Here is a 24969-nt window from a genome sequence, read left to right as displayed (position 1 = left end):
AACTTGAGCAAGCCTTTAAAAATTGTATTTGCGGGTACCCCTGATTTTGCCGCGCAGCACCTCGATGCTTTAATAAAATCGCACCATGATGTGATCGCTGTTTACAGTCAGCCAGACCGCCCTGCTGGACGCGGAAAAAAGCTAAAAGCAAGTGAAGTAAAACAACTAGCTTTAACCCATGACATTCCAGTGTACCAGCCAGAGAATTTTAAGTCAGACAATGCCAAGCAGCAGTTAGCTGATTTGAATGCAGATATTATGGTAGTGGTTGCGTATGGCCTACTACTACCAAAAGCAGTTTTGGAAACACCTAAACTAGGCTGTATCAATGTGCATGGTTCAATTTTACCTCGCTGGCGTGGTGCTGCACCGATTCAACGCGCTATCTGGGCTGGTGATGCCGAAACAGGTGTAACCATTATGCAAATGGATGAAGGTTTAGATACCGGTGATATGATTTCCATAGCCACCTGCCCAATTGAGGCGGCAGATACAAGTGCAAGCCTTTACAGCAAGCTTGCTGAACTTGGTCCCACAGCACTCATCGACACGTTAGCCACTATTGCCGATGGCACTGCAACTCCTGAAAAGCAAAATGATGAGCTTGCCAACTATGCGAAAAAGCTAAGCAAAGAAGAAGCGAATATCGATTGGCACATGCCTGCCCAACAAATCGAACGTAATATACGCGCATTTAACCCTTGGCCAATTTGTTTTACGCAAATGCAAGGAAACACTGTAAAGATATATGCTGCTGAATTAGTTGAAAGCGCTGGTAACCCGGGTGAAGTATTAGCAGCTGATAAAACAGGCATTACGGTTGCGACCACTGAAGGCGCACTAAAGATCACGCAGCTTCAACCACAAGGTAAAAAGCCAATGTCGGCACAAGATTTTTTAAATGGTCGTGCTGATTGGGTAGCGGTTGGTTCAACTTTAGGTGACAACAATGAGTAGTGTTCGCGCTTATGCAGCTGAAACACTGCATCTTGTGGTTGATAAAGGCCATTCATTGTCGCAAATATTGCCAAGGTACTCTGATAAACTACCTCCAAAAGAACGCCCGCTTTTACAGCAACTTTGCTATGGCGTATTACGCTACTTACCAAGCTTAGAAAACTACTGTTCTCACTTGCTTGAAAAACCACTGAAAGGCAAACAGCGTCCTTTCCAATTTTTGCTTTATGTGGGTATTTATCAACTTCAGCACATGCGTATTCCAGCACATGCGGCACTTGATGAAACAGTAAATGCGGTTAAAACAATGCGTGCACCAGGCCTTAAAGGCTTAGTAAACGCAGTGCTGCGTAACTTTCAGCGCCGCCAAAGCGAGCTGGAAAATTTAGCCGACCAAATTGATGCCTGTAAATACAACCACCCTGGTTGGTTCTTGAATAAGCTAAAAACTGCTTACCCAAATAACTGGCAAGATATTGTTGAAGCAAACCAAGTGCAAGCACCAATGTGGCTGCGCGTTAATGGCAACTACCATTCGCCTAAAGAGTACCGAGAACTATTGCTTGATGCAGATATTGAAGCACATTTAGTTGATCAATTTGATGATGCACTGGTACTTGAAAATGCAGTAGATGTGTTTAAATTACCAGGCTTCGAATTAGGCCACAGCTCAGTACAAGATGGTGCAGCGCAACTTGCAGCTAGGTTACTCGAGCCAAAAGATGGCGAAAAAATTCTTGATGCTTGCGCAGCGCCTGGTGGTAAAACATGCCACATTTTGGAGCTAGCGGAGTGTGATGTTACCGCCCTTGACCATGACGCAACCCGTCTTGAACGCGTACAACAAAACCTAGAACGTATTGGCCTAAGTGCAAAGCTAATTAGTGCCGATGCCAGTCAACCCGACGACTGGTGGGATGGCGAGCAATTTGACCGTATTTTGTTAGATGTTCCCTGCTCTGCAACTGGTGTAATTCGTCGTCACCCCGATATTAAGTGGTTACGCCGAGCGTCTGATATTGAGCAACTTGCACAATTACAAAAGCAAATACTTGAGCAAATCTGGCCATTATTAAAATCTGGTGGCACATTGGTGTATGCAACATGTTCTGTTTTACCGGAAGAAAATACCGACCAGATAAAACGGTTTTTAGCACAGCATGCTGATGCTAAGCATATCGCACTCAATTTAGCAGATACCATCGAACAACCAGGCTGGCAATTACTGCCAGATGAGCATGATGGCTTCTTCTACGCGAAAATTGAAAAATTATAATTAAGGCGAAGCTCGCCAACTAAGCGATTGACAGTATGAAAATTATCATTTTAGGTGCCGGACAAGTTGGCGGCACCTTAGCAGAAAACCTTGTCGGTGAGAAAAACGAAATCACCGTGGTTGATATTAACCGAGAAAAGCTACGCGTATTACAGGACAAATATGACCTGCAAGTCGTATCAGGCCACAGCGCCCACCCTGAAATCTTACGCCAAGCAGGTGCTGAAGATGCCGATATGATTATCGCCGTTACTAGCTCTGACGAAGTTAATATGATTGCCTGTCAAATCGCTTACAGTATTTTTAATACGCCAACAAAAATAGCGCGTATTCGCTCTGAACAATACCTCAAATATAAAGAGCAGCTATTCCATAATCATGACCTACCAGTTGACCACTACATTGCACCAGAACAACTTGTGACCCGTTACATTCATCGCTTAATTGACTACCCAGGTGCACTGCAAGTACTGCAATTTGCCGAAGGTAAGCTATCACTAGTAGCGGTAAAAGCGTATTACGGTGGTTTACTTGTTGGTTATGCACTATCAGCACTAAAAAAACACATCCCTAATGTGGAAACACGCGTTGCTGCAATTTATCGAAAAGGTAGACCAATTAAACCACTTGGTACTACCGTAATTGAAGCCGATGACGAAATCTTTTTCGTTGCAGCAACTAAACATATTCGTGCGGTCATGAGCGAACTGCAAAAGCTTGAACAATCGTACAAAAAAATAATGATTGTAGGTGGTGGTAATATAGGTGCGGGTCTCGCTCGCACGCTAGAAAAAAGCCATAGCGTAAAACTAATTGAACGCAACCCAGAACGAGCAGAATACTTATCAGGCAGACTTGATCGTACCGTGGTTTTTTGTGGCGATGCATCAGACCAAGAACTGTTATCAGAAGAGCATATCGAACAAGTTGACGTATTTATTGCCGTTACTAACGACGATGAAGCAAACATCATGTCTGCCATGCTAGCAAAACGCATGGGCGCACAAAAAACCATGGTGTTAATTCAACGTGGCGCATACGTTGACCTAGTGCAAGGTGGTGAAATTGATATTGCTATTTCTCCACAACAAGCAACTATTTCAGCCTTATTAACGCATGTCCGACGCGGTGATATTGTTAACGTATACTCGCTGCGTAAAGGCGCTGCAGAAGCAATTGAAGCGGTTGCGCATGGTGATGAAAACACATCAAAAGTTGTCGGCAGAGCGATTCAAGACATTAAATTACCAGCAGGCACAACCATTGGTGCAATCGTACGAAACGATGACGTGTTAATTGCACATGACGATACAGTGATCCTCTCTGGTGACCACGTCATTATGTTCCTTATCGATAAAAAGCAAATTCACGTAGTTGAAAAGCTCTTCCAAGTAAGTGCTATTTTCTTATAAATTTAAAGTAAAAATAGCACTTCACTGCAAAGGTTTATTTATAAGCATTTCATTATAATTTCTGTTTATTTATTAACCTTTCGTTACATTATTGACTATTTACTCTAACTTGGAACTAATATAGGTACACATGAATGTGTAATACTACTATTGGAGACAAGTGAATGAATAAGAAAATAAAATCGTTACTACTGAGTGCACTCGCACTACCATTTGTTAGCGCTGCAGCAATGGAAACGACAAGCCAAGAGCGTTCAGTACAAATCGCTGAGCAAAAACGCGCTCTAGCACTGTCATTTGCAGAAAACTACGCAAGGCTAAAACCAAGCATTTTAGCATCAACATCAAGTTATGATTTAACCATTGAGACCTCTGAGCTGTCGTTAGCAAACAAAGAGATCCAAACTCTTAAACAAGTTGAAACTCGCATTCGATCGGTAAAAGGTCTACCGTATAACCCTAGCTCAATTACCCAGCTAAGAGTTGCTGACTCAAGCATGCTTAACTCGTTAATGTCTGAAACACCGTTATTTGCATGGGCTCCAGCGGGTAATGAGAAATCATGGCAATTTATTGAAGCATTTGATACCCAAGGTAACACCTATCACTTACCCGTAAATGAACTACCTGAACGCCCTGTGTTAATTGTTGAGCTAGACAACAAACAAGCGTTATCGGAAGGTATTTCAGTACTAAAAAAAGCGCTGAAACCATTTAGCAGCGAACCAAAATTAGCATTGAATTCAACAACTCAATCAACAACAAATCCAATTCAAACCTCGGTGCTTAAATCCATTCATTTACAAGATGATGAAGAGCCATGGGTATCAGGTAAAGCGGAAGTGTATAGCATTGTTACTGGTGTGAGTCCGTCTCGTGATGAGCCAGTGCTAGATATTGTCGATATGCCTTATCTTGATTACGATGGCACGACCTATAATCCTAATCAAATTATCATCTATTGGGACCGCTACCGTTGGCAAGCTGCTGATATTTTAATGATGGAGCAGGATGACAACACTAATTACAAAGAACTTGCGAGCCGCTTGCTTGACGTTGCTACCGAGATTCTTAAAGCGATTCCAGACCCTGAAGTACAAGGCTATGCCATCATCCCACAGTTAACCAATAAAGTACTGGCAGCAATGCCTGACTCATGGTTTACCAATGATGATGACTATGTGGATGTGTATTACACTCTATTTGAAGGTCAACGCTATTCAAATCACAAAGGCGCTAGCTCAAATGCAACCATCACACTTGAGCCATTAACGATTCAGCCACGTTAATAAACAGAGTACATTTAAACCAGAATCAAAGAGCGCTAAATGCGCTCTTTTTTGTTTTTTTGAGAGAATTCAAGTAAATCATTCTAACGTTTAGAAAGTGCGTCAAAATTCGTACTTGAAGCGATATTTCGTGCGCGTTACGCAGTAATTTTCATCCCTGAAAAGCATTCGCGCCTAGAGATGCTTAGTTTCGGTCTAGAAGATACGAGCGGTATATTAAGTCATCCTGAAGCAATATTCCGGCTCGAAATCCATTTCTCGCGTTCGACCAGCTGTGACGAACAGGATGTACTAATGCCGCAATTACATGGATGTAAATGAGCGGACTAAATTTCGTTAGGTCTGGAAGAGGCGACCTATATACTAATTCATCCTAGAAGCGATATTCCGGTTCGCCCGTCCAAGGGCTCACATTCGGCTCTAGTCTTGCTGCGCGCACTCGCAAGCCTCAAGACGAGCCTTATCCACGCCAGAATGTTGGGGTGAACAATACGAGTAGTGTGAAGATTTCGAGTCGTCCAAACACCATAGCGAGTGTCAAAATCCATTTTGCTGTATCGGTGATATCACCAAAGTGCGCTGCTACATCGCCTAAGCCTGGACCTAGGTTATTTAAGCATGCGGCTGTTGCTGAGAATGCCGTGATGTTGTCCATTCCTGTTGCTAATAAACACAGCATAATGATGACAAATACCAAAGCATACGCTGAGAAAAAGCCCCATACAGCTTCGACTACTTTATCAGGTAACGCTTTGCGACCAAGTTTAATAGAATAAATTGCACGTGGGTGTACCAAGCGGTTTAACTCGCGAATACCTTGTAAGTACAACAGGAACACACGCACTACTTTCATGCCGCCACCTGTTGAGCCAGCACAACCGCCAATAAAGCTTGAAAAAATAAGTAGGATAGGTAAAAACAACGGCCACTGCGAGAAACTATCGGTGGCAAAACCAGCTGTCGTACTAATTGAAACGGCTTGGAAAAGCGCTTGGTCAAACGCTTGATCGGTCGAGGTATAAATACCCGCAGAAGTAAGCACAAAGAAACACAAAAGCACTAAACATGTTTGAATAAATAGGAATACTTTGAGCTCTGGGTCACGCCAATAAACGCGAAAGTTTTTATTAGCAACTGCCGCATAATGCAGTGAGAAGTTCACCGCCGCGATTAATAAAAATACCACGCAAATAATATTAATTAGTGGACTATTAAAGTGACCAATTGACGCATCATAGGTAGAAAAGCCCCCTATCGCGATCGTCGAAAAGGCATGGCAAATAGCATCAAACCAATTCATCCCTGCCGCCCAATACGCCAAAGTACAGGCCGCGGTAAGTGATACATAAATGTACCAAAGATGTTTTGCTGTATCGGCAATGCGCGGGGTCATTTTAGAATCTTTTACTGGCCCCGGTGTTTCAGCGCGGTAAAGCTGCATACCACCCACCCCAAGCATTGGCAGTACGGCAACGGCAAGTACGATGATACCCATACCACCGAGCCATTGCAGTTGCTGACGATAGAATAAAATTGCTTTCGGTAAATATTCAATACCCGTTAGAACAGTCGCCCCTGTGGTGGTAAGGCCTGAGAATGACTCAAAAACAGAATCTGCAATAGATAGATTAGGTTCTTCTAAAAAAATCAGTGGTAACGAACCAAAGCTGCCCAGTACCAACCAAAATAAAACTACAATTAAGAAGCCTTCACGGGCTTTCAAATCCCCTCTTTGCTTGCGGTTTGGGTAGTAGGCTATTAAGCCAATAATAATACTGAAGACAAATGCCAGAACAAACGGCACACCACCACCATCTTTATAGATAAGCGAAACGAGCGCAGGTGGGATCATGGTGATACTGAATAAGGCTACTAACTGCCCTAAAATTTTAATTATTGTTCTGTATTGCATTGCAAGAGTAAGAAACGAGCTATTTAAAGCTATTCTCTTACTGTTTTACTTTTAACTCAACAGCGCCATTGGATATTTCATAAATATCTTTTATTGCTTGCTCTGCATTTCGCTCATCAATCGCAATTTGCCATGCAATATTGGCGGAAAATTCTTTTTCAATATTACTGCCACTAAACTGGCTATTAATGTGCTGTTCAATGACGCCTTGCAGTGCATAACTTGATTCGCCAAGTAACGTCACCATAGGTACGCGAGTTAACAACTCAATATCACTCAACGCATTATTAAGCGAGCCACCATAAGCTCGCACCAACCCACCCGTGCCTAGCTTAATACCACCAAAATAACGGGTGATAACAGCGGTAATTTCACCAAGCCCTGAGCCCATCAAAACATTCAACATTGGTTTGCCCGCCGTGCCATTGGGTTCACCATCGTCAGAAAAACCCAATACATGGCTGCCACCAGGCTCGCCCGCGACATGTGCCCAACAGTTGTGACGTGCATCTGGGTATTCTTGATTGATACGTTTAATAAACGCTTTCGCATCGGCAATGGTTGGCGTATGCGCAATATGCACAATAAACGTGCTTTTTTTAATTTCTTCACGATACAAAGTTCGTGTTGCTGGGTACTGGTATTCTTGAGTCATAACTTACAAAATAAAAAGGAGCCGAATGGCTCCTTAAAGTGTATCACTTGCTAATTAGATTAAGCTAAACCTAAATCGCGTGTCATATTTTCATTGCGGTCTTGGTGCACAATCACATTATCTTCAATACGAATACCACCAAATGGCTTAAACGACTCAACGGTTTTCCAATTGATATACTGATTGTTATCTGTTTGCGCTAAGTCTGCTAACAATGAATCAATAAAGTACAGTCCAGGCTCAATGGTAAACACTTGGTTTGCCTCAATTAAGCGTGTACAACGTAAGAATGGATGACCTTCAGGTGGCGCTTGATGCGTACCGCGAGCATCTGCCATAAAACCACCCATATCGTGAACTTGTAAACCTAAATGATGGCCTAAACCATGTGGGAAGAAGGTTTTCGTGATGCCTTTTTCAACAATAGCATCAGCCGATAAGTTAACAATATTAAAGTCACTTAGAACTTGCGCTACTCGCTGATGGCAGTCTAAATGAAGCTCACCATACTTGATGCCCGGCTTTAACCCTTCACATAAAGCTTGTTGATGCGTATTCATCGCACTCACTAACTCTGCAAACTGACCTTGCTGTTTAAAGTCATAAGTACGCGTAATATCAGCCGCATAACCGTTGAAGTTTGCACCCGCATCAATCAAAAATGATAAATGTTGATCGGGCTTCGCAATATCTAAGTGAGTGTAATGTAAAATCGCGCAGTTTTTGTTAAGGGCAACTATATTGCCATAAGGCATTTGGTTTTCAGTATGTTGCGTTGCAACAAGATACGCATGCTGAATATCGTACTCCGAACCACCTGCAAAAAATGCGTCGCGCGCCGCTGTATGGCCAAGTACTGCTAAACGGTTTGCTTCGCGTAAACATACTAGCTCGTAATCTGTTTTATAAGCACGGTGGTAGTGTAAGTAGTTTAAAACACCTTCAGGATTAATTGCGTTAAACCCTAATGCTTTCGCTACTTCAATGTATTCACCAATATAAGCAAACCTTTCTTTATCATAAGGCAGTAATTGCTCAACTTGTTCTGGAGATTTTAATAAACAAATATCAAAGTATTCAGCCCAGAAGTCACTTGGCTCATCTGGCACTTTATGCCAGAAATCTACAGGACGATAGAAAATCAATTTTGGCTTATCAACGCCGTTTACCACTAACCAGCAATGAGGATTATCAATCACAGGTAGCCAAGCTTTAAATTGCGGATTTACTTTAAATGGGTAATCCATATCATCTAAGAATTGGCGTTTTGCTTGACCTGAGTGAATGATCAGACCATCAAGTCCTTCACGCGCTAAAACATCTTTGGTACGTGACTGTAAGGTTGCTATATGCGCTGCATAAGTTGTTGAAAGTTTATCCATTATTAATCCAGTTCAGTGTGTTCTAAAAACAAGTGTATCATCTTGGCCCACCATTCTTAAGGGGTGGACAAAAAATCGAGAACACTTACTCTGTAAATTGATTAGCAATATATTTGCCAAAACTACCTTTTGATTTTCATTGAAATGAGTTCATCAAATAGGTTTTCTTTATTGCCTGAGCGCGTTGCATACACTTGACGATAAGCGTAAACATTTTTTACGTACTCACGTGTTTCACGATACGGTATTGCTTCAACCCATAGATCAAAATCGACCGCTTCTTGAGGTAACCAACGTTTCACTTTGTGATAACCCGCATTATATGAGGCTGTCGCAATCACCTCGTTACCTTTACTTTTTTTCTTTAAATACTTGAGATACTGCGTACCCAAGCGAATATTAATATGAGGCTTTTTAAGTTGATTACGGCTGACACTGCCTTTATTTACGTAGCGTGCGGTGCTTGGCAATAACTGCATTAAACCAATCGCCCCAGCGCTTGAATGAGCATCTGAGGCAAATGAGCTTTCACGTCGTGAAATCGCATAAGCCCATGTTTTATCAACCTTACTTCGGCTACTAAAACGCTCAAACTGATCGCTGTAAGGCGTAGGAAAACGGTAATCAAGCATATTGTAAGCCTTTAGTTGGCTCATCACGCGAATAACACTATCATGCCACCCCATATCATTCGCTAAACTGGCTGCCGCTAGCTTTTCATCATCGGTAGAGCCTGCAATTAGCGAATTCCATTCACGGCGCGCTGAATAAAAACGATCTAATTCATACAATGCTTTTGCTCGTTTAAAACCAGGGCTTTCACTAACAAGTTTTTGCTTTTGAGGATCAACAACCACAGGTTGGTATTCAAGCGAAACCGCTAAATCTAACCGTGATGCCGCTAAAAAGCCGTAGTAATCGCGCTTTTGGGCCAACTCTTTCCACAACTGACTAGCTCGCTGTGCGTCACCAATCTTATGATATGCATATGCCAACCAGTAGCGATAACCGTTATTCAGTGTTTTACCCGTTGAATAGGCAATAACCCCTTGCCAGTCTTGCTCGCGCAACATATTACTAAGCTGCCATTGCATTAGCTTGCTATCGTGTCTTTCTGGCGCCACTTTATTTAAGTAAAACTTTGCTTCTTTATGTTTTCCCGACGCCAACGAAAGCGCAAAAATATAATACAACGACTGTTTTTGTTGCTCGGTATAATCGAACATGGTTTCAAGCTTTTGCCATGCACGAATAGCTAAATCACGGTCGCGCCACACCAAACGTTTAACGCCATAAAGTGCTATTTGGCCTTCCTTGTCGGTACGTTTTTTAAAGCGATAAAGCCCGGCGGCAGCGGATGGATCTCGTCTTACTGTTTTATACAAATCTGCCAAGTAGCGCTCGTTCTTCGGTAGCAAACGACTCAGATAAGCCAGCAAACTGGTATTGCCTTTTTCTGATACTTTGGTAATACGTTGCCAAACCAGTTCTTGATTTAAATGCCCTGCTTTTTTCCATTTTGAAAAAAGCACATCACATTCTTTAGGCTGTGATTTAGCAACGCTCCAAAGCTCATCCACTTGATTAAAAATGGCCTCTTTGGGTGCACCAAGTTGTAACTGATAGTTTAGATAGGTGCATTGATACTCCGCTTTTCTGGTCGGACGGTAAGCGTCGATATAAAGTGCTTTTTTATTGCTTTTCTTTAAATTGTCTAACCACGCGTAACGCACTTTCCACTCAAGTGGAGTGCCTTGATAGGTATCTAAAAACTTTTTAATTTCTTGCTGGTTAGCAAGCCATGGGGAATTAGCAAGATAAGTGGCCTCAGCATAAGGCGCTAGCGGATGTGACGACTGTTTTAGCGCGCGATAAAAATCACGCTTATCATTTTTCTTGGCGAGCTTTTCAAGTGCCAAGAAGTCTTTGTGCGCGGCTTTATCCGCGCTTGCGTTCAACGCTGAAGAAGAAAGTACCAAGCTAACAAGCGCTGTTAAAATCACCGATTTTTTCACTGTTTTGCTCTCTTTACCACAGAAATAAAAGGCGCTGTGGTTATCTATTTAAATAAATTTAAAAATGCGCTGCATAATTCTAGCGTTTACGCTAACTGCAGTAATTCCATCTTAATCAATGCAAACCTAAACGTCAGCCTTTTAAGCTTAATCCCCTAATTGATACGACCACTGACAACACTTACGTTAATTTTTTTGTCCAGTTTTTAATCTTATGTAAAAAGCCAACTAAAATTTTAATTGCAATTTAATCGCAAAGAAGCGACACTGCGTAAAAACCAAACTCATCGTACCAGTTATGGTGCGAGAAATTAGGGAGCAATAATATGCTATTTCAAAGCGAATCTTTTCAGGTTGCTTTTGTTAAAGACAACATTGCTGAGTTTAAGTTCTGTGTTCCAGGCTCAGTAAATAAGCTTTCTCAGCAAACTCTTAGCGACTGTGGCGCTGCATTAAAAGAGCTAGCTGCTAACAAAGACATTAAAGGTATGATTTTCACCAGTGATAAAGATCACTTTATTGTTGGTGCTGACATTTTTGAATTTTTACCTACCTTTAAAAAATCTGAAGAAGAACTAACTCAGTGGATTAAAAATGCCACTGACGTTTTCGACCTACTCGAAGATTTACCTTTCCCAACGATTTCAGCAATCAATGGCATGGCCCTTGGTGGTGGTTGTGAATGGGTACTTGCTACTGACTTCCGTGTCGCAAGTGAAGAATTAAAAATGGGCTTACCTGAAGTTAAACTAGGCATTATGCCGGGCTTTGGTGGTACAGTTCGTCTACCACGTATTATCGGTGCAGATAATGCCATGACGTGGATTACAACAGGTAAAGAACACCGTGCTAAGCAAGCGCTTGCTGTGGGTGCTGTTGATGCTGTTGTAGCAAAAGACAAGCTAGTTGATTCAGCAATTAAAATGGTTGAACTAGCTGCAAACGGTAAACTTGATTGGCAAGCAAAACGCCAAGCGAAGTTAGACCCGTTAGCAATGAACCAAATGGAGCAAGGCATGAGCTTTGCAACAGCGCAAGGCATGGTATTTGGTAAAACAAAAGGCCATTACCCTTCTCCGCTGATGGCTGTTGCAACAATTAAAGCTGCTGCAAACCTTGGCCGCTCTGAAGCAATGGCAATTGAGAATATGAACTTTGCGAAGCTGGCTAAAACCGATGAAGCAGCTGCGCAAGTGGGTATTTTCCTAGCAGACCAATTTATTAAGTCTAAAGCACGCAAACTTGCTAAAAACAGTTCAACTGATATCAAGCAAGCTGCAGTATTGGGTGCAGGTATTATGGGTGGCGGTATTGCATACCAGTCTGCTTATAAAGGTACGCCAATCATTATGAAAGACATCAACCAAGCTGCCCTTGATCTTGGTATGCAAGAAGCATCAAAACTGCTTGGCAATAAAGTTCAACGCGGTCATATGAAGCTTGAGAAAATGGTTGCAACTTTAGGCGCAATCAAACCAACGCTAAGCGATGACGATGTTAAAAAAGCAGACATTATTGTTGAAGCTGTAGTTGAAAATCCAAAGGTTAAACAAGCGGTTCTTTCTCAACTAGAAAAAGACATGCCTGAAGGCACAGTACTAACATCAAATACTTCAACAATTCGTATTGATGAATTAGCAAGTGCACTTGAAAAGCCAGAAAATTTCTGTGGTATGCACTTCTTTAACCCTGTTCACCGTATGCCACTGGTTGAAATTATTCGCGGTGAAAAAACATCTGACGAAACCATCAATGCCGTTGTTGATTACGCATTAAAACTAGGAAAGTCACCGATTGTTGTAAATGACTGCCCTGGTTTCTTTGTGAACCGTGTGCTTTTCCCTTACTTTGCAGGCTTTAACCAATTAGTGGTTGAAGGTGCTGATTTTGCTAAAGCAGATAAAGTGATGGAAAACGTATTTGGCTGGCCTATGGGCCCTGCTTACCTGCTTGATGTTGTTGGTCTTGATACAGCAAATCACTGTACAGGTGTAATGGCAGACGGTTTCCCTGAGCGTATGGCTGAACAAGAGAAAGATCCTGTTGCACTGCTTGTTAAAGAAGGTCGTTTTGGTCAGAAGAACGGTAAAGGTTTCTACCAATACGCACCAGACCGTAAAGGTAAGCCAAAGAAAGCAAAAGATGCGGATGCAATTGAGCTACTAAGCGCTATTTGCGATGCACCAAAAGAATTTAGCAAAGAAGAAGTCATCGACCGTTGTATGATCCCTATGCTGAACGAAGTGCTTCTGTGCTTACAAGAAAACATTGTTGCTTCACCACAAGAAGCTGATATGGCACTTATTTACGGCTTAGGCTTCCCTCCATTCAGAGGTGGTGCTTTCCGTTATTTAGACCAAATTGGTTTAGCTAACTTTGTAGCAAAAGCGGATCAATACGCACACTTAGGTGCAATTTACCAAGTTTCTGATATCACGCGTCAGTGGGCAGAAGAAGGTCGTCAATTTTATTCAGTAGAGGGTGCATAATATGAAAACACCAGTAATTGTTGATTGTATTCGTACCCCTATGGGGCGTTCTAAAAACGGTGTTTTTAGAAACGTACGTGCCGAAGATTTAAGTGCACAATTAATGAAAGGGCTAGTTGAACGTAACCCTGCTTTAAATCCAGCTGATATTGATGATATCTACTGGGGTTGTGTACAACAAACCCTAGAGCAAGGCTTTAATGTTGCGCGTAACGCGCAGCTTCTAGCAGGTATTCCTCACAGCGTACCAGCAACTACGGTTAACCGTTTATGTGGTTCATCAATGCAAGCATTACATGATGCAGCACGCGCAATTATGACTGGCTGTGGTGATGTTTACCTAGTTGGTGGTGTTGAACACATGGGTCACGTACCAATGAACCACGGTGTGGATTTCCACCCAGGTTTATCAAAGTCAGTAGCACAAGCGGCAGGCATGATGGGTTTAACTGCTGAATACTTAGGTAAGCAGCACGGCATCTCTCGTCAGCAACAAGATGAGTTTGCAGCGCGTTCTCATGCTCGCGCTCACGCAGCAACCGTTGAAGGTCGTTTCAAAAATGAAATCTACCCTATTACTGGCCACGATGCTGACGGTGCAATGATTTTAGTTGAAGACGATGAAGTTATTCGTCCTGAAACAACTGTAGAAGGCCTTTCACAGCTTCGCCCTGTGTTTGACCCTGCAAATGGTACTGTAACAGCTGGTACATCATCAGCGCTTTCAGATGGTGCATCTGCAATGCTTATTATGAGCGAAGAAAAAGCTAACGAACTTGGCTTAACTATTCGTGCAAAAGTAAAAGCTATGGGTGTTGCTGGTTGCGATCCATCAATCATGGGTTATGGCCCTGTTCCTGCTTCTAAAAAGGCATTAAAAGCAGCTGGCTTAACCATTGATGATATTGATGTAGCAGAGCTTAATGAAGCATTTGCAGCACAAGCATTACCGGTACTTAAAGACTTAGGTTTAACCGATGTGGTTGACGAAAAAGTTAACTTAAACGGTGGTGCTATTTCACTTGGTCACCCACTTGGTTGCTCAGGTACACGTATCAGCACAACGCTTATTAATCTTATGGAAGACAAAGACGCAAAATATGGTCTTGCAACAATGTGTATTGGTTTAGGCCAAGGCATCGCAACTATTTTTGAACGCCCGTAAGATTTAAACAAGAACCGATTTATTCTTGGTGATAAGGCGCTGTCTCGAAAGAGCAGCGCCTTTTTTATGCACGACGGTTTACATCACACGCTTAGCCACCTACAATTCCGCCTCTACTTTTTAACAGGGCTAAATTTTCCATGACTGATTTTTCAAATGCAGATCACACGCTTGATGCAATTGGCTTACGTTGCCCTGAACCGGTGATGATGGTGCGTGGTGCAATTCGAAAAATGCAGCACGGTGAAACTTTAGTAGTGATTGCAGATGATCCATCAACAACCCGCGATATCCCGTCTTTTTGTCGCTTTATGGATCACACCTTATTGGCACAAGAAGTAGAAAATGAACCGTATAAATATTTAATAAAAAAAGGGCTTTAAACGCCCTTTTTTATTGCTTACCGGTAAGACAAGAGCTTGTTTAATTTAGCTCAATTGCCTACTCAAAAATTTGGTTAATCGTAACCAGTGGCGTACTTTTGTTGCGGAAGTTTATTGATACTTCATACCAGCCAGCCTCATAAGGCGTAAAACTAAAATAGTTATACACACTGTCGCAGTTTGCTTGTACTGGAATACCAACTTCTAAAAACTTATCTAAGTCTTCATTTTTAAAACCACAGTTATACCCTTGCGTCCAATTAGCGTCAGCTACTTTAAATTCGTATGCTTTACCAATTGAGCCAAACTTAACTTTTGTGCTGTAAACATTGGCTGTTTGCTGTGTTAATTGATAGGCTTTTTGCGCTTCCCATAAAGTAAAGTCACCACGTAGATATAGTGTGGTATCAACATTACCCACATTACTTGTTTGATCTAATAGGCTATCGTCTGTGCTTGAGCAACCAACTAGTACTAAGCTAGCAAGTGCCATAATTGAAAGTGATGCTCTTTTCATTGTTGTTATCCGCGATTTTCTAAGCTTAATTACTATACTAAATATCGTATAATTTTATGCAAGCGGCTTTTGTACCTGTTGCGAATATTTCCGCTATAACTAAGCTAAATACAGAATAAGTGGCTTTAAAATAAAAAAGCCGGTGATTACACCGGCTTTTTCTGTGCGTTTTGCTTACTTTTGTAACAGTGAAATATCCGCTACCTGTAAGAATAAACTTCTTAACTGACTCAGCATTGTTAAACGATTTAGTTTCACGGCTTCATCGTCAGCCATTACCATTACGTTATCAAAGAAGGTATCAACTACTCCACGTAAATCTGCAAGACTCGTCAAAATAGTTTGGTAATCATGTGCTGCAAATGCCGGAGCTAATTCCACTTGGTAGTGCGCAATTTTCTCTGCTAATTGCTTTTCAGCGTCTTCAGCTAATAGGCTCTCATTAACAGTCTCTGTAAGTTCTGCTTCATTCTTAGCTAAGATGTTACCTACGCGCTTATTAGCCGCTGCGAGCGCTTCTGCTGCGTCTAATTCACGGAAGTTAGATACCGCTTTAACGCGTTGATCAAAGTCCGCTGGCTTAGTTGGGCGACGTGCCAACACTGCTTGAATAATGTCAACACTAAAGCCTTCGTCTTGATACCAAGCACGGAAACGACCAAGCATAAAATCAATTACATCAGATTCAACATTGTCATTGCTAAGCTTATCGCCAAATAGCGATTTTGCTTTTGCAATTAAATCTACTAAGTCTAGGTTATAGCCCTTTTCAACAATAATACGCAATACACCTAGTGATGCACGGCGTAGCGCAAATGGATCTGAACCTTTTGGTGCTTGACCAATACCGAAGATACCCACAATCGTATCGAGCTTATCAGCCATCGCAACTGCAGCGGATACACCTGAGCTTGGTAACTCGTCACCTGCAAAACGCGGCATGTATTGTTCGTAAAGTGCTTTCGCCACTTCCGCATCTTCACCGTCGTGCGTTGCATAGTGCATACCCATAACACCTTGCGTATCGGTAAATTCAAATACCATTGATGTCATAAGGTCACATTTTGCCAGTAGACCAGCACGCTTAGATTTTTCAACGTCTGCTTCGATTTGTTCAGCAATGTAACCAGCAAGCTCGGTAATGCGGTCAGTTTTATCTTTAATGGTACCAAGCTGTTTTTGGAAAATAGCTTGGTCTAACTCAGGTAAGCGATCGATTAACGGGCGCTTACGGTCGGTATTAAAGAAGAACTCAGCATCAGCCAAACGAGGACGAACAACCTTTTCATTACCTTCAATTACATAACGAGGTTCTTTTGATTCAATGTTTGAAACAAAGATAAAGTTAGGTAATAACTTTTTGTTTTCGTCGTAAACTGGGAAGTATTTCTGGTCACCTTTCATGGTGTACACAAGAGCTTCTGAAGGTACTTTTAAGAACTCTTCTTCAAACTTAGCCGTCAGTACAACAGGCCATTCAACAAGCGAAGTTACCTCTTCAACTAAGTCATCTTCTAAGTCCGCAATACCACCTACAGCTTGCGCTGCTTTTTGTGCATCGGCAAGAATAATCGCTTTACGTGCTTCGTAATCTGCCATTACTTTACCGCGCTCTTCTAAAATCGCTGGATATTGCTCGGCAGAATCAATGGTAAACTCTTGTTCACCCATAAAGCGGTGACCACGAATAGTTCTATCTGATGCGACACCTAAAATCTCACCCGCAACTAACTCGTTACCCATTAACATTGTTAATGTTTTAACTGGGCGAATAAATTGCGTTGTTTTATTACCCCAACGCATTGGCTTGGCGATCGGTAATTTAGCAAGCGCTTGCGCTGCAAGCTCAACGATAATTTCGCTAGTCGCTTTACCTTTTACTTCTTGTTTGAATAAAAGCCACTCGCCTTTTTCTGTTTTTAAACGGTCAGCTTGCTCAACGGTAATACCATTACCGCGCGCCCAACCTTGTGCCGCTTTTGTCGCATTTCCGTCTTCATCAAATGCAACTGAAATTGCTGGGCCACGTTTTTCAACGACTTTGTCAGATTGAGATTCAGCAAGTGCCGCTACTTTTAGCGCTAAACGACGCGGTGCAGCGAACCACTTTACGCCTTCATGACTTAACTCAGCAGCTTTTAATTCTGCTTCAAAATTTGATGCAAAGCTTTCAGCTAGCGTACGAAGCTGTGTTGGTGGTAGTTCTTCAGTGCCTAATTCAATTAAAAATTCTTTTGCCATGATTACTTCTCCTCACCACTTTTTTTACACATTGGGAAACCTAACGCTTCACGCGATGCGTAATACGCTTCAGCAGTTGCTTTAGTAAGGTTGCGAATACGAAGAATATAGCGTTGACGTTCTGTCACTGAAATTGCTTTACGTGCATCTAATAAGTTAAATGCGTGCGCCGCTTTTAAGATGCGCTCATATGCCGGAAGTGGTAACGGTGTTTCTAGCGCTAATAATTCTTGTGATTCTTTTTCACACTGGTCAAAGAAACTAAATAAGAAATCAACGTCGGCGTGTTCAAAATTATAAGTCGATTGTTCAACTTCATTTTGATGAAAAATATCACCGTAAGTAACCTTGCTACCATCTGGCGCATGGTTCCAAACTAGGTCATATACTGAATCTACTTCTTGAATGTACATCGCTAAACGCTCAATACCGTAAGTGATTTCACCTGTTACAGGCTTACACTCAAGGCCACCTACTTGCTGGAAGTAAGTAAACTGAGTCACTTCCATACCGTTTAACCACACTTCCCAACCAAGACCCCAAGCACCTAGCGTTGGGTTTTCCCAGTTATCTTCTACGAAGCGTATATCATGTACTAGAGGGTCAACACCTAATACTTCTAAAGAGCCTAAATAGAGCTCCTGAATGTTATCTGGCGACGGTTTTAACGCAACTTGGAACTGGTAGTAATGTTGCAGACGGTTCGGGTTTTCACCATAGCGACCATCAGTTGGACGACGTGACGGTTGAACGTATGCAGTAGACATTGGCTCTGGGCCAAGTGCACGCAAACATGTCATCGGGTGCGATGTACCCGCACCTACTTCCATATCGAGTGGCTGAACGATAGTACAGCCGTTTTGTGCCCAGTAATCCTGTAATGCTAGGATCATTCCCTGGAAGGTTTTGATATCGTATTTTTGCATTGGCTTTAGCTGATATTTTAATCTGAAAAATTACGCCACAGTATACCGCGGCAGCAAACAGGTTTTAAGCGATTTGTTGATTTACGGCCAATAAAAAAGGGCCATTTAGGCCCTTTTATGAAAAATATTCACTATATTCTAAACATCTAAGTTCACAACTTTAAGCGCGTTTTGTTCGATAAACTCACGACGCGGCTCAACTTGGTCACCCATTAACGTCGAGAATAATTGGTCAGCTGCAATCGCATCTTCAATAGTTACTTTCAACATACGGCGTACTTCAGGGTCCATTGTAGTTTCCCAAAGCTGATCTGGGTTCATCTCACCAAGACCTTTGTATCGTTGAATGTATAAACCACGTTTAGATTCAGCAATTAACCAGTTAAGCGCTTCAACAAAGCTTGAAACCTGTAAGGTCTTTTCACCACGTTGAATATAGCCACCTTCTTCAATTAGGTTGCCAATTTGCTCACCCGTTTTCGCAATTGCTAAATAATCGCGAGACGTTAGGAATTCGTAATTCAGTACATGCTCACGGTCTACACCGTGCTGACGAATTACAATATTTGGATAGAATAAGTTACGCTCTTCATCTTTCTTCACTTGTGCCGTGAATATAGTTGCGTCGGTATCTTTTTCCGTTAAGTAAGCAACAAGATTATCCGTCCACTCACGCACGTGCGCTTCGTTCGCTAAATCTGCTTCATTAATTTTAGCTGAGTAAACCAATGAGTTAAGCACACTTAATGGATACTTACGTGTTAGGCGCGTGATAATTGTTTCGGTCGCTTGATAATCTTTAACTAACGACTCTAACGCCGTATCTTTAATTGCAGGCGCATCTTCATTAACGTATAGCGATGAGTTATCTAACGCCAATGTTGTTAAGTATTCAATTAACGCTGGATCATCTTTGATGTAACGCTCTTGCTTGCCTTTTTTCACTTTATAAAGTGGTGGCTGAGCAATATATACGTAGCCACGCTCAACAATCTCAGGCATTTGACGATAGAAGAAGGTCAATAGTAACGTACGAATGTGCGAACCATCGACGTCGGCATCGGTCATGATAATAATACTGTGATAACGTAGTTTTTCAGGGTTATATTCATCACGGCCAATACCACAACCTAATGCTGTGATTAGCGTTGCAACTTCCTGTGAAGATAGCATCTTATCAAAACGTGCTTTTTCAACGTTTAGAATTTTACCTTTCAGCGGTAGAATCGCCTGATTCTTACGGTTACGACCTTGCTTAGCCGAACCGCCCGCTGAGTCACCCTCCACTATATATAGTTCAGAAAGTGCTGGGTCTTTTTCTTGGCAGTCCGCTAATTTACCTGGTAAACCTGCCAGGTCCATTGCACCTTTACGGCGTGTCATTTCACGCGCTTTACGTGCTGCTTCACGCGCACGCGCTGCATCAATAATCTTAGTAACTACTATTTTTGCATCTTGTGGGTTTTCTAATAAGTATTCACTTAATTTTTCACCCATAGCTTGCTCTACAGCCGATTTAACTTCACTTGATACAAGTTTGTCTTTCGTCTGAGATGAGAATTTTGGATCAGGTACTTTAACAGAGATAACCGCAGTTAAACCTTCACGGGCATCGTCACCTGAAGCACTGCTTTTCTCTTTCTTATTAAAGCCTTCTTTTTCCATATACGTATTTAATGTACGCGTTAAGGCGCTTCTAAAGCCCGCTAAGTGCGTACCACCATCACGTTGTGGAATATTATTTGTGAAGCAGTAAATACCTTCTTGGAAACCATCGTTCCACTGCATTGCTACTTCTACACTAATACCGTCTTCTTCACGTGTTGAAGTGAAGTGGAAAACATTTTGGTTAACTGGTGTTTTATTGGTATTTAGGAATTCAACAAACGCTTGAATACCACCTTCATATTTAAAGTGGTCTTTCTTCTCATCACGCTCATCTGCAAGAATGATACTTACACCTGAGTTTAGGAATGAAAGTTCACGTAAACGCTTTGCAAGAATATCGTAATGGAAGTTTACATCACTGAATGTTTCTGAGCTTGGCCAAAAACGAATTTCAGTACCATTGGTCTCTGATTCACCCACTACTGCTAATGGCGCAGCAGGTTCACCCATATTATAAATTTGTTCGTGAATTTTACCTTCACGGCGAATGGTTAGTTTTAGCTTTTCAGAAAGTGCATTTACTACTGAAACACCTACACCGTGTAAACCACCCGATACTTTATATGAGTTGTCATCGAATTTACCACCAGCGTGAAGTACCGTCATAATAACTTCAGCTGCAGATACACCTTCCTCTTCGTGAATTTCTGTCGGAATACCACGACCATTATCGCGTACCGATACAGAACCATCAGAATGGATAGTTACATAAACATCATCACAGAAGCCTGCTAATGCTTCATCAATTGAGTTATCAACGACTTCAAACACCATATGATGAAGACCCGTTCCATCATCCGTGTCACCTATGTACATCCCAGGACGCTTTCTTACTGCATCCAGTCCTTTTAGTACTTTAATACTCGACGAATCGTAATTTTCAGACATGGTTTCTTCCAATTAACTTGTTATTAGTTTGCCATGTTTCACGTGGAACACTTTCATATTTTTATTTAGAGGTTCCACCACAGCTGAAATACTGTCGTAATCAATAGCGCTTATAAACAGCTGTGAATTTGAATGAGCGAGTAACTCACTTACAGCTTGTTTTGTTTCACTGCTTAATTCAGACGGTAAATCATCAATTAAAAAAAGTGATTGTTTATCTGTTTCACTTTCAATCAGGCTATTTTGACAAATCTTTAGCGCATACATTAAAAGCTTCAACTGCCCCCGTGACAAAAAATTATCAACTGCGATACCGTCAATTAAAAAGTTGATATCGGCTTTATGAGGGCCTTTACTGGTGTAACCCAGTTTTGCGTCTCTTTCGAAGTTTTTACCCAGTTGCTCAGCTAAATCATCTTCAGCTTTCCAACCTGGAGAAAAATCAAAAGTAAGACTTTTAAATAATTCAATCTGACTAGCTATCTTATCAAAAAACAGGTTAGATAACCTAGTTATATATGTGGTTCTAAGTGTATTTATCTTTGTCGCGATTGTTACAAATTCTTTATCCCAGAACTGAATTTGTTGCTCAAATCCATGTGGTTTTTGCTTTAACAGCGCATTGCGTTGTTTCAATAATTTATTAAAACGATACCAATGATAATAAAACTCTTGTTCCACGTGGAACAATCCTAAATCTAAAAAGCGACGGCGCTCTTTTGGACCACCAAAAAACAGCTCAAAACTTTCTGGGGTAATCACTTGCACAGGAAGCACTTCTGCAAGCTGTGCCATGCGGTCACAGCGCTTTCCATGAACTTTTGCCAGCGTATCACCAGAGCGTTCTTTTTGCAGCCCTACAGGGATTTGTAGGCTGTTAAATTGCTTTTTACCATGCAGTACCATGGCATTTTTTTGATGTTGAATTACAGCTTTAAATTTAGAAGTGCGGAAAGATTTACCGTGAGACAGAAAATAAATGGCTTCAAGTAAACTACTTTTACCGCTGCCATTCTCTCCAATAATCACATTAACTTCAGGAGAGGGTTCAAAGCTTAGCGCTTCAATATTACGAAAATTTGAAACATTAAAGGTAACTAAGCTCATTTAATTATACTTACTCCAACCACTATAAACGCATCGGCATTACAACGTACATGGCGCCTTCGTCGCCCTGTCCTTCAATTAATGCACTACTATTTGAATCAAGTAAGGTAAATAAAACGTCTTCGGTTTTAATGGTATTTAATACTTCTAATAAGTACGACACATTAAAACCAATTTCTAAATCAGGGCCTTGGTACATTACTTCTACGGTTTCTTCCGCCTGTTCTTGCTCTGGGTTATTGGCAGAAATCGTTAACTCGCCTGAAGTAAGGTTTAACCTTACACCGCGGAATTTTTCGTTTGAAAGGATCGATACTCGGGCAAATGCGCTGCGTAACCACTCGCGATTAGCCACAATTTGTTTGTCACCACCACGTGGTAATACGCGACGATAATCAGGGAAACGACCATCAACTAATTTAGATGTAAAGATAAATGCTTGGTCGATAATACGAACATGATTAGCGCCTAACTGAATTTCAACAACTTCATCGTCAGCAATCAATAAGCGCATAATTTCTTGTACGCCTTTACGTGGAATAATTACCTGTCGTTGAGTATTAAGTGATGCTTCTAATGGTTTTTGCGCTAATGCTAAACGGTGGCCATCGGTTGCAACCGTTTTAACTACATCGTTTTCGATTTCCAGTGACATACCATTCAGATAGTATCTAACATCTTGATTTGCCATAGAAAAACTTGTACTCTCAAGTAACTTTCTAAGTTCTAAACGCGTTAGGTTAAGGGTTACTTCGCTATCCCAGTTTTCTAAATTAGGAAAGTCTTCCGCCGCTAATGTCGCTAATGAAAAACGACTTTTTCCAGACGTAAGTAACACTTGTGCGTCTTGAATCGTTAGCGTGATATCAGAACCATCAGGCAAGCTCTTACAAATGTCCAATAGCTTTTTAGCCGGTAATGTAAGCTTACAGTCTGCTACTGGTTCGGCTAATACCACACTTGCTACAAGTTCTATTTCAAGATCGGTACCTGTGAAATAAAGTACACCTTCTTTTACCTCTAACAACACATTAGATAGAATCGGTAACGTATGTTTGCGCTCAATCGCCCCTGAAACCTGCATTAAAGGTTGTAAAAATTGCTCGCGCGAAATAGTAATTTTCATGCTGTACTCGTCCTAAGATGACAAAGTTCTAATCAAGTTTTGATAATCTTCTTTTACTTCGTGAGATTCTTCACGAAGTGACTTCACTTTTCTACATGCATGTAGCACGGTTGTATGATCTCGTCCGCCAAACGCATCGCCGATTTCAGGCAAACTGTGATTGGTTAATTCTTTTGATAATGCCATTGCAACTTGGCGTGGCCTTGCAACTGAACGACTGCGACGTTTTGATAATAAGTCAGAAACGCGAATACGGTAGTACTCTGCGACTGTTCTTTGAATATTATCGATCGTTACCAGTTTATCTTGTAATGCGAGTAAATCACGCAGCGCTTCTTTTACAAAGTCGATAGTAATTGGCCTACCGGTAAAATTAGCATTGGCAATTACGCGGTTTAATGCCCCTTCTAGTTCACGTACGTTAGAACGCAAACGCTTGGCAATAAAGAATGCTACTTCTTCAGGTAATTTAATTTGGCTTTGCTGCGCCTTCTTCATCAAGATGGCGACGCGCGTTTCAAGCTCTGGCGGCTCAATCGCAATAGTTAAACCCCAGCCAAATCGCGATTTAAGGCGATCCTCTACCCCTTCAATTTCTTTTGGATAGCGGTCTGAGGTTAAAATAATTTGTTGGTTACCTTCTAATAATGCATTAAAGGTATGAAAGAACTCTTCTTGTGAACGTTCTTTATTAGCAAAAAACTGAATATCATCGATAAGTAATGCGTCAACGCTACGGTAATAACGTTTAAATTCTTCAATCGCATTATTTTGCAGCGCTTTTACCATATCTTGTACGAAACGCTCAGAGTGCATATAAACAATTTTTGCATTCTCTTTTTTATCTAAGATGCCATTACCGACAGCATGTAATAAGTGGGTTTTACCTAAACCTGTGCCACCATAAATAAAAACAGGGTTAAAGGCCGAACCAGGGTTATCAGCAACCTGCGTTGCTGCAGCTTTTGCTAGTTGGTTCGATTTACCTTCAACAAAGCTATCAAAGGTATAGTTTTCTTTGATATTTGATTTAGGCATGTTTTTAGGTGCAGGCTCAACAGGCGCTTTGTTTTCTTTTTTAACGGGCGCTTCAACTGCTGCTTTTTCTTGCGCTGGTGTTTGTGGTGCTGCGGGTTTGCTAATATTAACCGTACTGCCAACTTCAAAACGTAATTCCGGCGCTTCGTCACCACAAATCTCAATTAATAACTCGTTAATACGGTTTAGGTATTTTTCACGCACCCAATCAAGCACAAAGCGGTTAGGCGCATAAATAGTGAGGGTATCTTCAGTGCTTTCTGCCTGTAGCGGACGCACCCACATACTAAATTGTTGTGATGGCAGTTCATCTTGTAAAACGTAAAGACAGCTTTGCCAAACCGACAAATACACGGCAACCCCCAATAATATTCCCGCTCACCAAAATGGAGCAGAAATTAAGCATCAAATCCAAGTTAAGACTGCCATTATGAAGCTAGTTTATCCACAACATCAACATTGATTTTTATATTTTTTATGATCTGACACAGGTAAATATATAACTTATTATTTTTAAATGCTT

18 protein-coding genes are annotated in these 24969 nt (G+C 41.4%); 7 read left to right on the top strand and 11 right to left on the bottom strand.

Going from position 1 to position 24969, the window contains the following annotated elements:
* Positions 1-3 precede the first annotated feature (3 nt).
* The 4 genes from fmt to PSPO_RS00075 all read left to right on the top strand — a co-directional run bounded on the left by fmt (position 4) and on the right by PSPO_RS00075 (position 4934).
* Positions 4-957 carry a methionyl-tRNA formyltransferase gene (gene fmt / locus PSPO_RS00090; RefSeq protein ID WP_010561293.1) on the top strand — a complete coding sequence of 318 codons (954 nt, stop codon included), beginning with the start codon at positions 4-6 and terminating at the stop codon, positions 955-957.
* The gene (rsmB, locus tag PSPO_RS00085) at positions 941-2233 is read left to right on the top strand and encodes a 16S rRNA (cytosine(967)-C(5))-methyltransferase RsmB (protein ID WP_040642367.1); all 1293 of its coding nucleotides are present in this window, start codon (positions 941-943) and stop codon (positions 2231-2233) included. Before fmt ends, rsmB begins: the two co-directional genes overlap by 17 nt.
* Positions 2234-2268: 35 nt before the next feature.
* Positions 2269-3645: a Trk system potassium transporter TrkA gene (trkA, locus tag PSPO_RS00080; protein WP_010561295.1), complete on the top strand. Its 1377-nt coding sequence runs from the start codon at positions 2269-2271 to the stop codon at positions 3643-3645.
* 164 nt (positions 3646-3809) lie between these two features.
* The gene (locus tag PSPO_RS00075; RefSeq protein ID WP_010561296.1) at positions 3810-4934 is read left to right on the top strand and encodes a DUF3103 family protein; all 1125 of its coding nucleotides are present in this window, start codon (positions 3810-3812) and stop codon (positions 4932-4934) included.
* Between the two features lie 460 nt (positions 4935-5394).
* Here the strand turns inward: PSPO_RS00075 and PSPO_RS00070 are convergent, their stop codons facing one another.
* The 4 genes from PSPO_RS00070 to PSPO_RS00055 form a co-directional block, all read right to left on the bottom strand.
* Positions 5395-6846 carry a TrkH family potassium uptake protein gene (locus PSPO_RS00070; protein WP_010561297.1) on the bottom strand — a complete coding sequence of 484 codons (1452 nt, stop codon included), beginning with the start codon at positions 6844-6846 and terminating at the stop codon, positions 5395-5397.
* 37 nt (positions 6847-6883) lie between these two features.
* Complete coding sequence (locus tag PSPO_RS00065) at positions 6884-7501, bottom strand: YigZ family protein (protein WP_010561298.1); 618 nt, start codon at positions 7499-7501, stop codon at positions 6884-6886.
* A 59-nt stretch (positions 7502-7560) separates the two neighbouring features.
* A complete protein-coding gene (pepQ, locus tag PSPO_RS00060) occupies positions 7561-8883 on the bottom strand; it encodes a Xaa-Pro dipeptidase (protein ID WP_010561299.1) in 1323 nt (440 codons plus the stop codon).
* Positions 8884-9005: 122 nt separating this feature from the next.
* Positions 9006-10898 (bottom strand): transglycosylase SLT domain-containing protein, encoded by a 1893-nt coding sequence (locus PSPO_RS00055; RefSeq protein WP_010561300.1) that lies wholly within the window; start codon positions 10896-10898, stop codon positions 9006-9008.
* Positions 10899-11224: 326 nt separating this feature from the next.
* Between PSPO_RS00055 and fadB the strand changes: the two genes are divergently transcribed.
* From fadB to tusA, 3 genes are all read left to right on the top strand, one after another.
* On the top strand, positions 11225-13387 hold the full coding sequence (gene fadB, locus PSPO_RS00050; protein ID WP_010561301.1) for a fatty acid oxidation complex subunit alpha FadB: 2163 nt from the start codon (positions 11225-11227) through the stop codon (positions 13385-13387).
* 1 nt (position 13388) lies between these two features.
* Complete coding sequence (gene fadA / locus PSPO_RS00045) at positions 13389-14552, top strand: acetyl-CoA C-acyltransferase FadA (protein WP_010561302.1); 1164 nt, start codon at positions 13389-13391, stop codon at positions 14550-14552.
* 140 nt (positions 14553-14692) lie between these two features.
* The gene (gene tusA / locus PSPO_RS00040) at positions 14693-14935 is read left to right on the top strand and encodes a sulfurtransferase TusA (RefSeq protein WP_010561303.1); all 243 of its coding nucleotides are present in this window, start codon (positions 14693-14695) and stop codon (positions 14933-14935) included.
* Between the two features lie 58 nt (positions 14936-14993).
* Here tusA and PSPO_RS00035 read toward each other — a convergent pair whose 3' ends face one another.
* The 7 genes from PSPO_RS00035 to dnaA form a co-directional block, all read right to left on the bottom strand.
* Positions 14994-15452 carry an early set domain-containing protein gene (locus tag PSPO_RS00035; protein WP_021033062.1) on the bottom strand — a complete coding sequence of 153 codons (459 nt, stop codon included), beginning with the start codon at positions 15450-15452 and terminating at the stop codon, positions 14994-14996.
* Between the two features lie 174 nt (positions 15453-15626).
* Positions 15627-17693 carry a glycine--tRNA ligase subunit beta gene (glyS, locus tag PSPO_RS00030; RefSeq protein WP_010561305.1) on the bottom strand — a complete coding sequence of 689 codons (2067 nt, stop codon included), beginning with the start codon at positions 17691-17693 and terminating at the stop codon, positions 15627-15629.
* Between the two features lie 2 nt (positions 17694-17695).
* Positions 17696-18619: a glycine--tRNA ligase subunit alpha gene (gene glyQ, locus PSPO_RS00025; RefSeq protein WP_010561306.1), complete on the bottom strand. Its 924-nt coding sequence runs from the start codon at positions 18617-18619 to the stop codon at positions 17696-17698.
* A 138-nt stretch (positions 18620-18757) separates the two neighbouring features.
* The gene (gyrB, locus tag PSPO_RS00020; protein ID WP_010561307.1) at positions 18758-21175 is read right to left on the bottom strand and encodes a DNA topoisomerase (ATP-hydrolyzing) subunit B; all 2418 of its coding nucleotides are present in this window, start codon (positions 21173-21175) and stop codon (positions 18758-18760) included.
* Positions 21176-21187: 12 nt separating this feature from the next.
* Positions 21188-22282 (bottom strand): DNA replication/repair protein RecF, encoded by a 1095-nt coding sequence (gene recF, locus PSPO_RS00015; RefSeq protein ID WP_010561308.1) that lies wholly within the window; start codon positions 22280-22282, stop codon positions 21188-21190.
* 22 nt (positions 22283-22304) lie between these two features.
* Positions 22305-23408 (bottom strand): DNA polymerase III subunit beta, encoded by a 1104-nt coding sequence (dnaN, locus tag PSPO_RS00010; protein ID WP_010561309.1) that lies wholly within the window; start codon positions 23406-23408, stop codon positions 22305-22307.
* Between the two features lie 12 nt (positions 23409-23420).
* The gene (dnaA, locus tag PSPO_RS00005) at positions 23421-24800 is read right to left on the bottom strand and encodes a chromosomal replication initiator protein DnaA (RefSeq protein WP_040642370.1); all 1380 of its coding nucleotides are present in this window, start codon (positions 24798-24800) and stop codon (positions 23421-23423) included.
* Between the last annotated feature and the right edge of the window lie 169 nt (positions 24801-24969).

Source organism: Pseudoalteromonas spongiae UST010723-006, assembly GCF_000238255.3.
GTDB classification, from domain to species: Bacteria; Pseudomonadota; Gammaproteobacteria; order Enterobacterales; family Alteromonadaceae; genus Pseudoalteromonas; species Pseudoalteromonas spongiae.
Note: the sequence above shows the minus strand (reverse complement) of the source record. Positions and strands in the feature narration are given on the sequence as shown.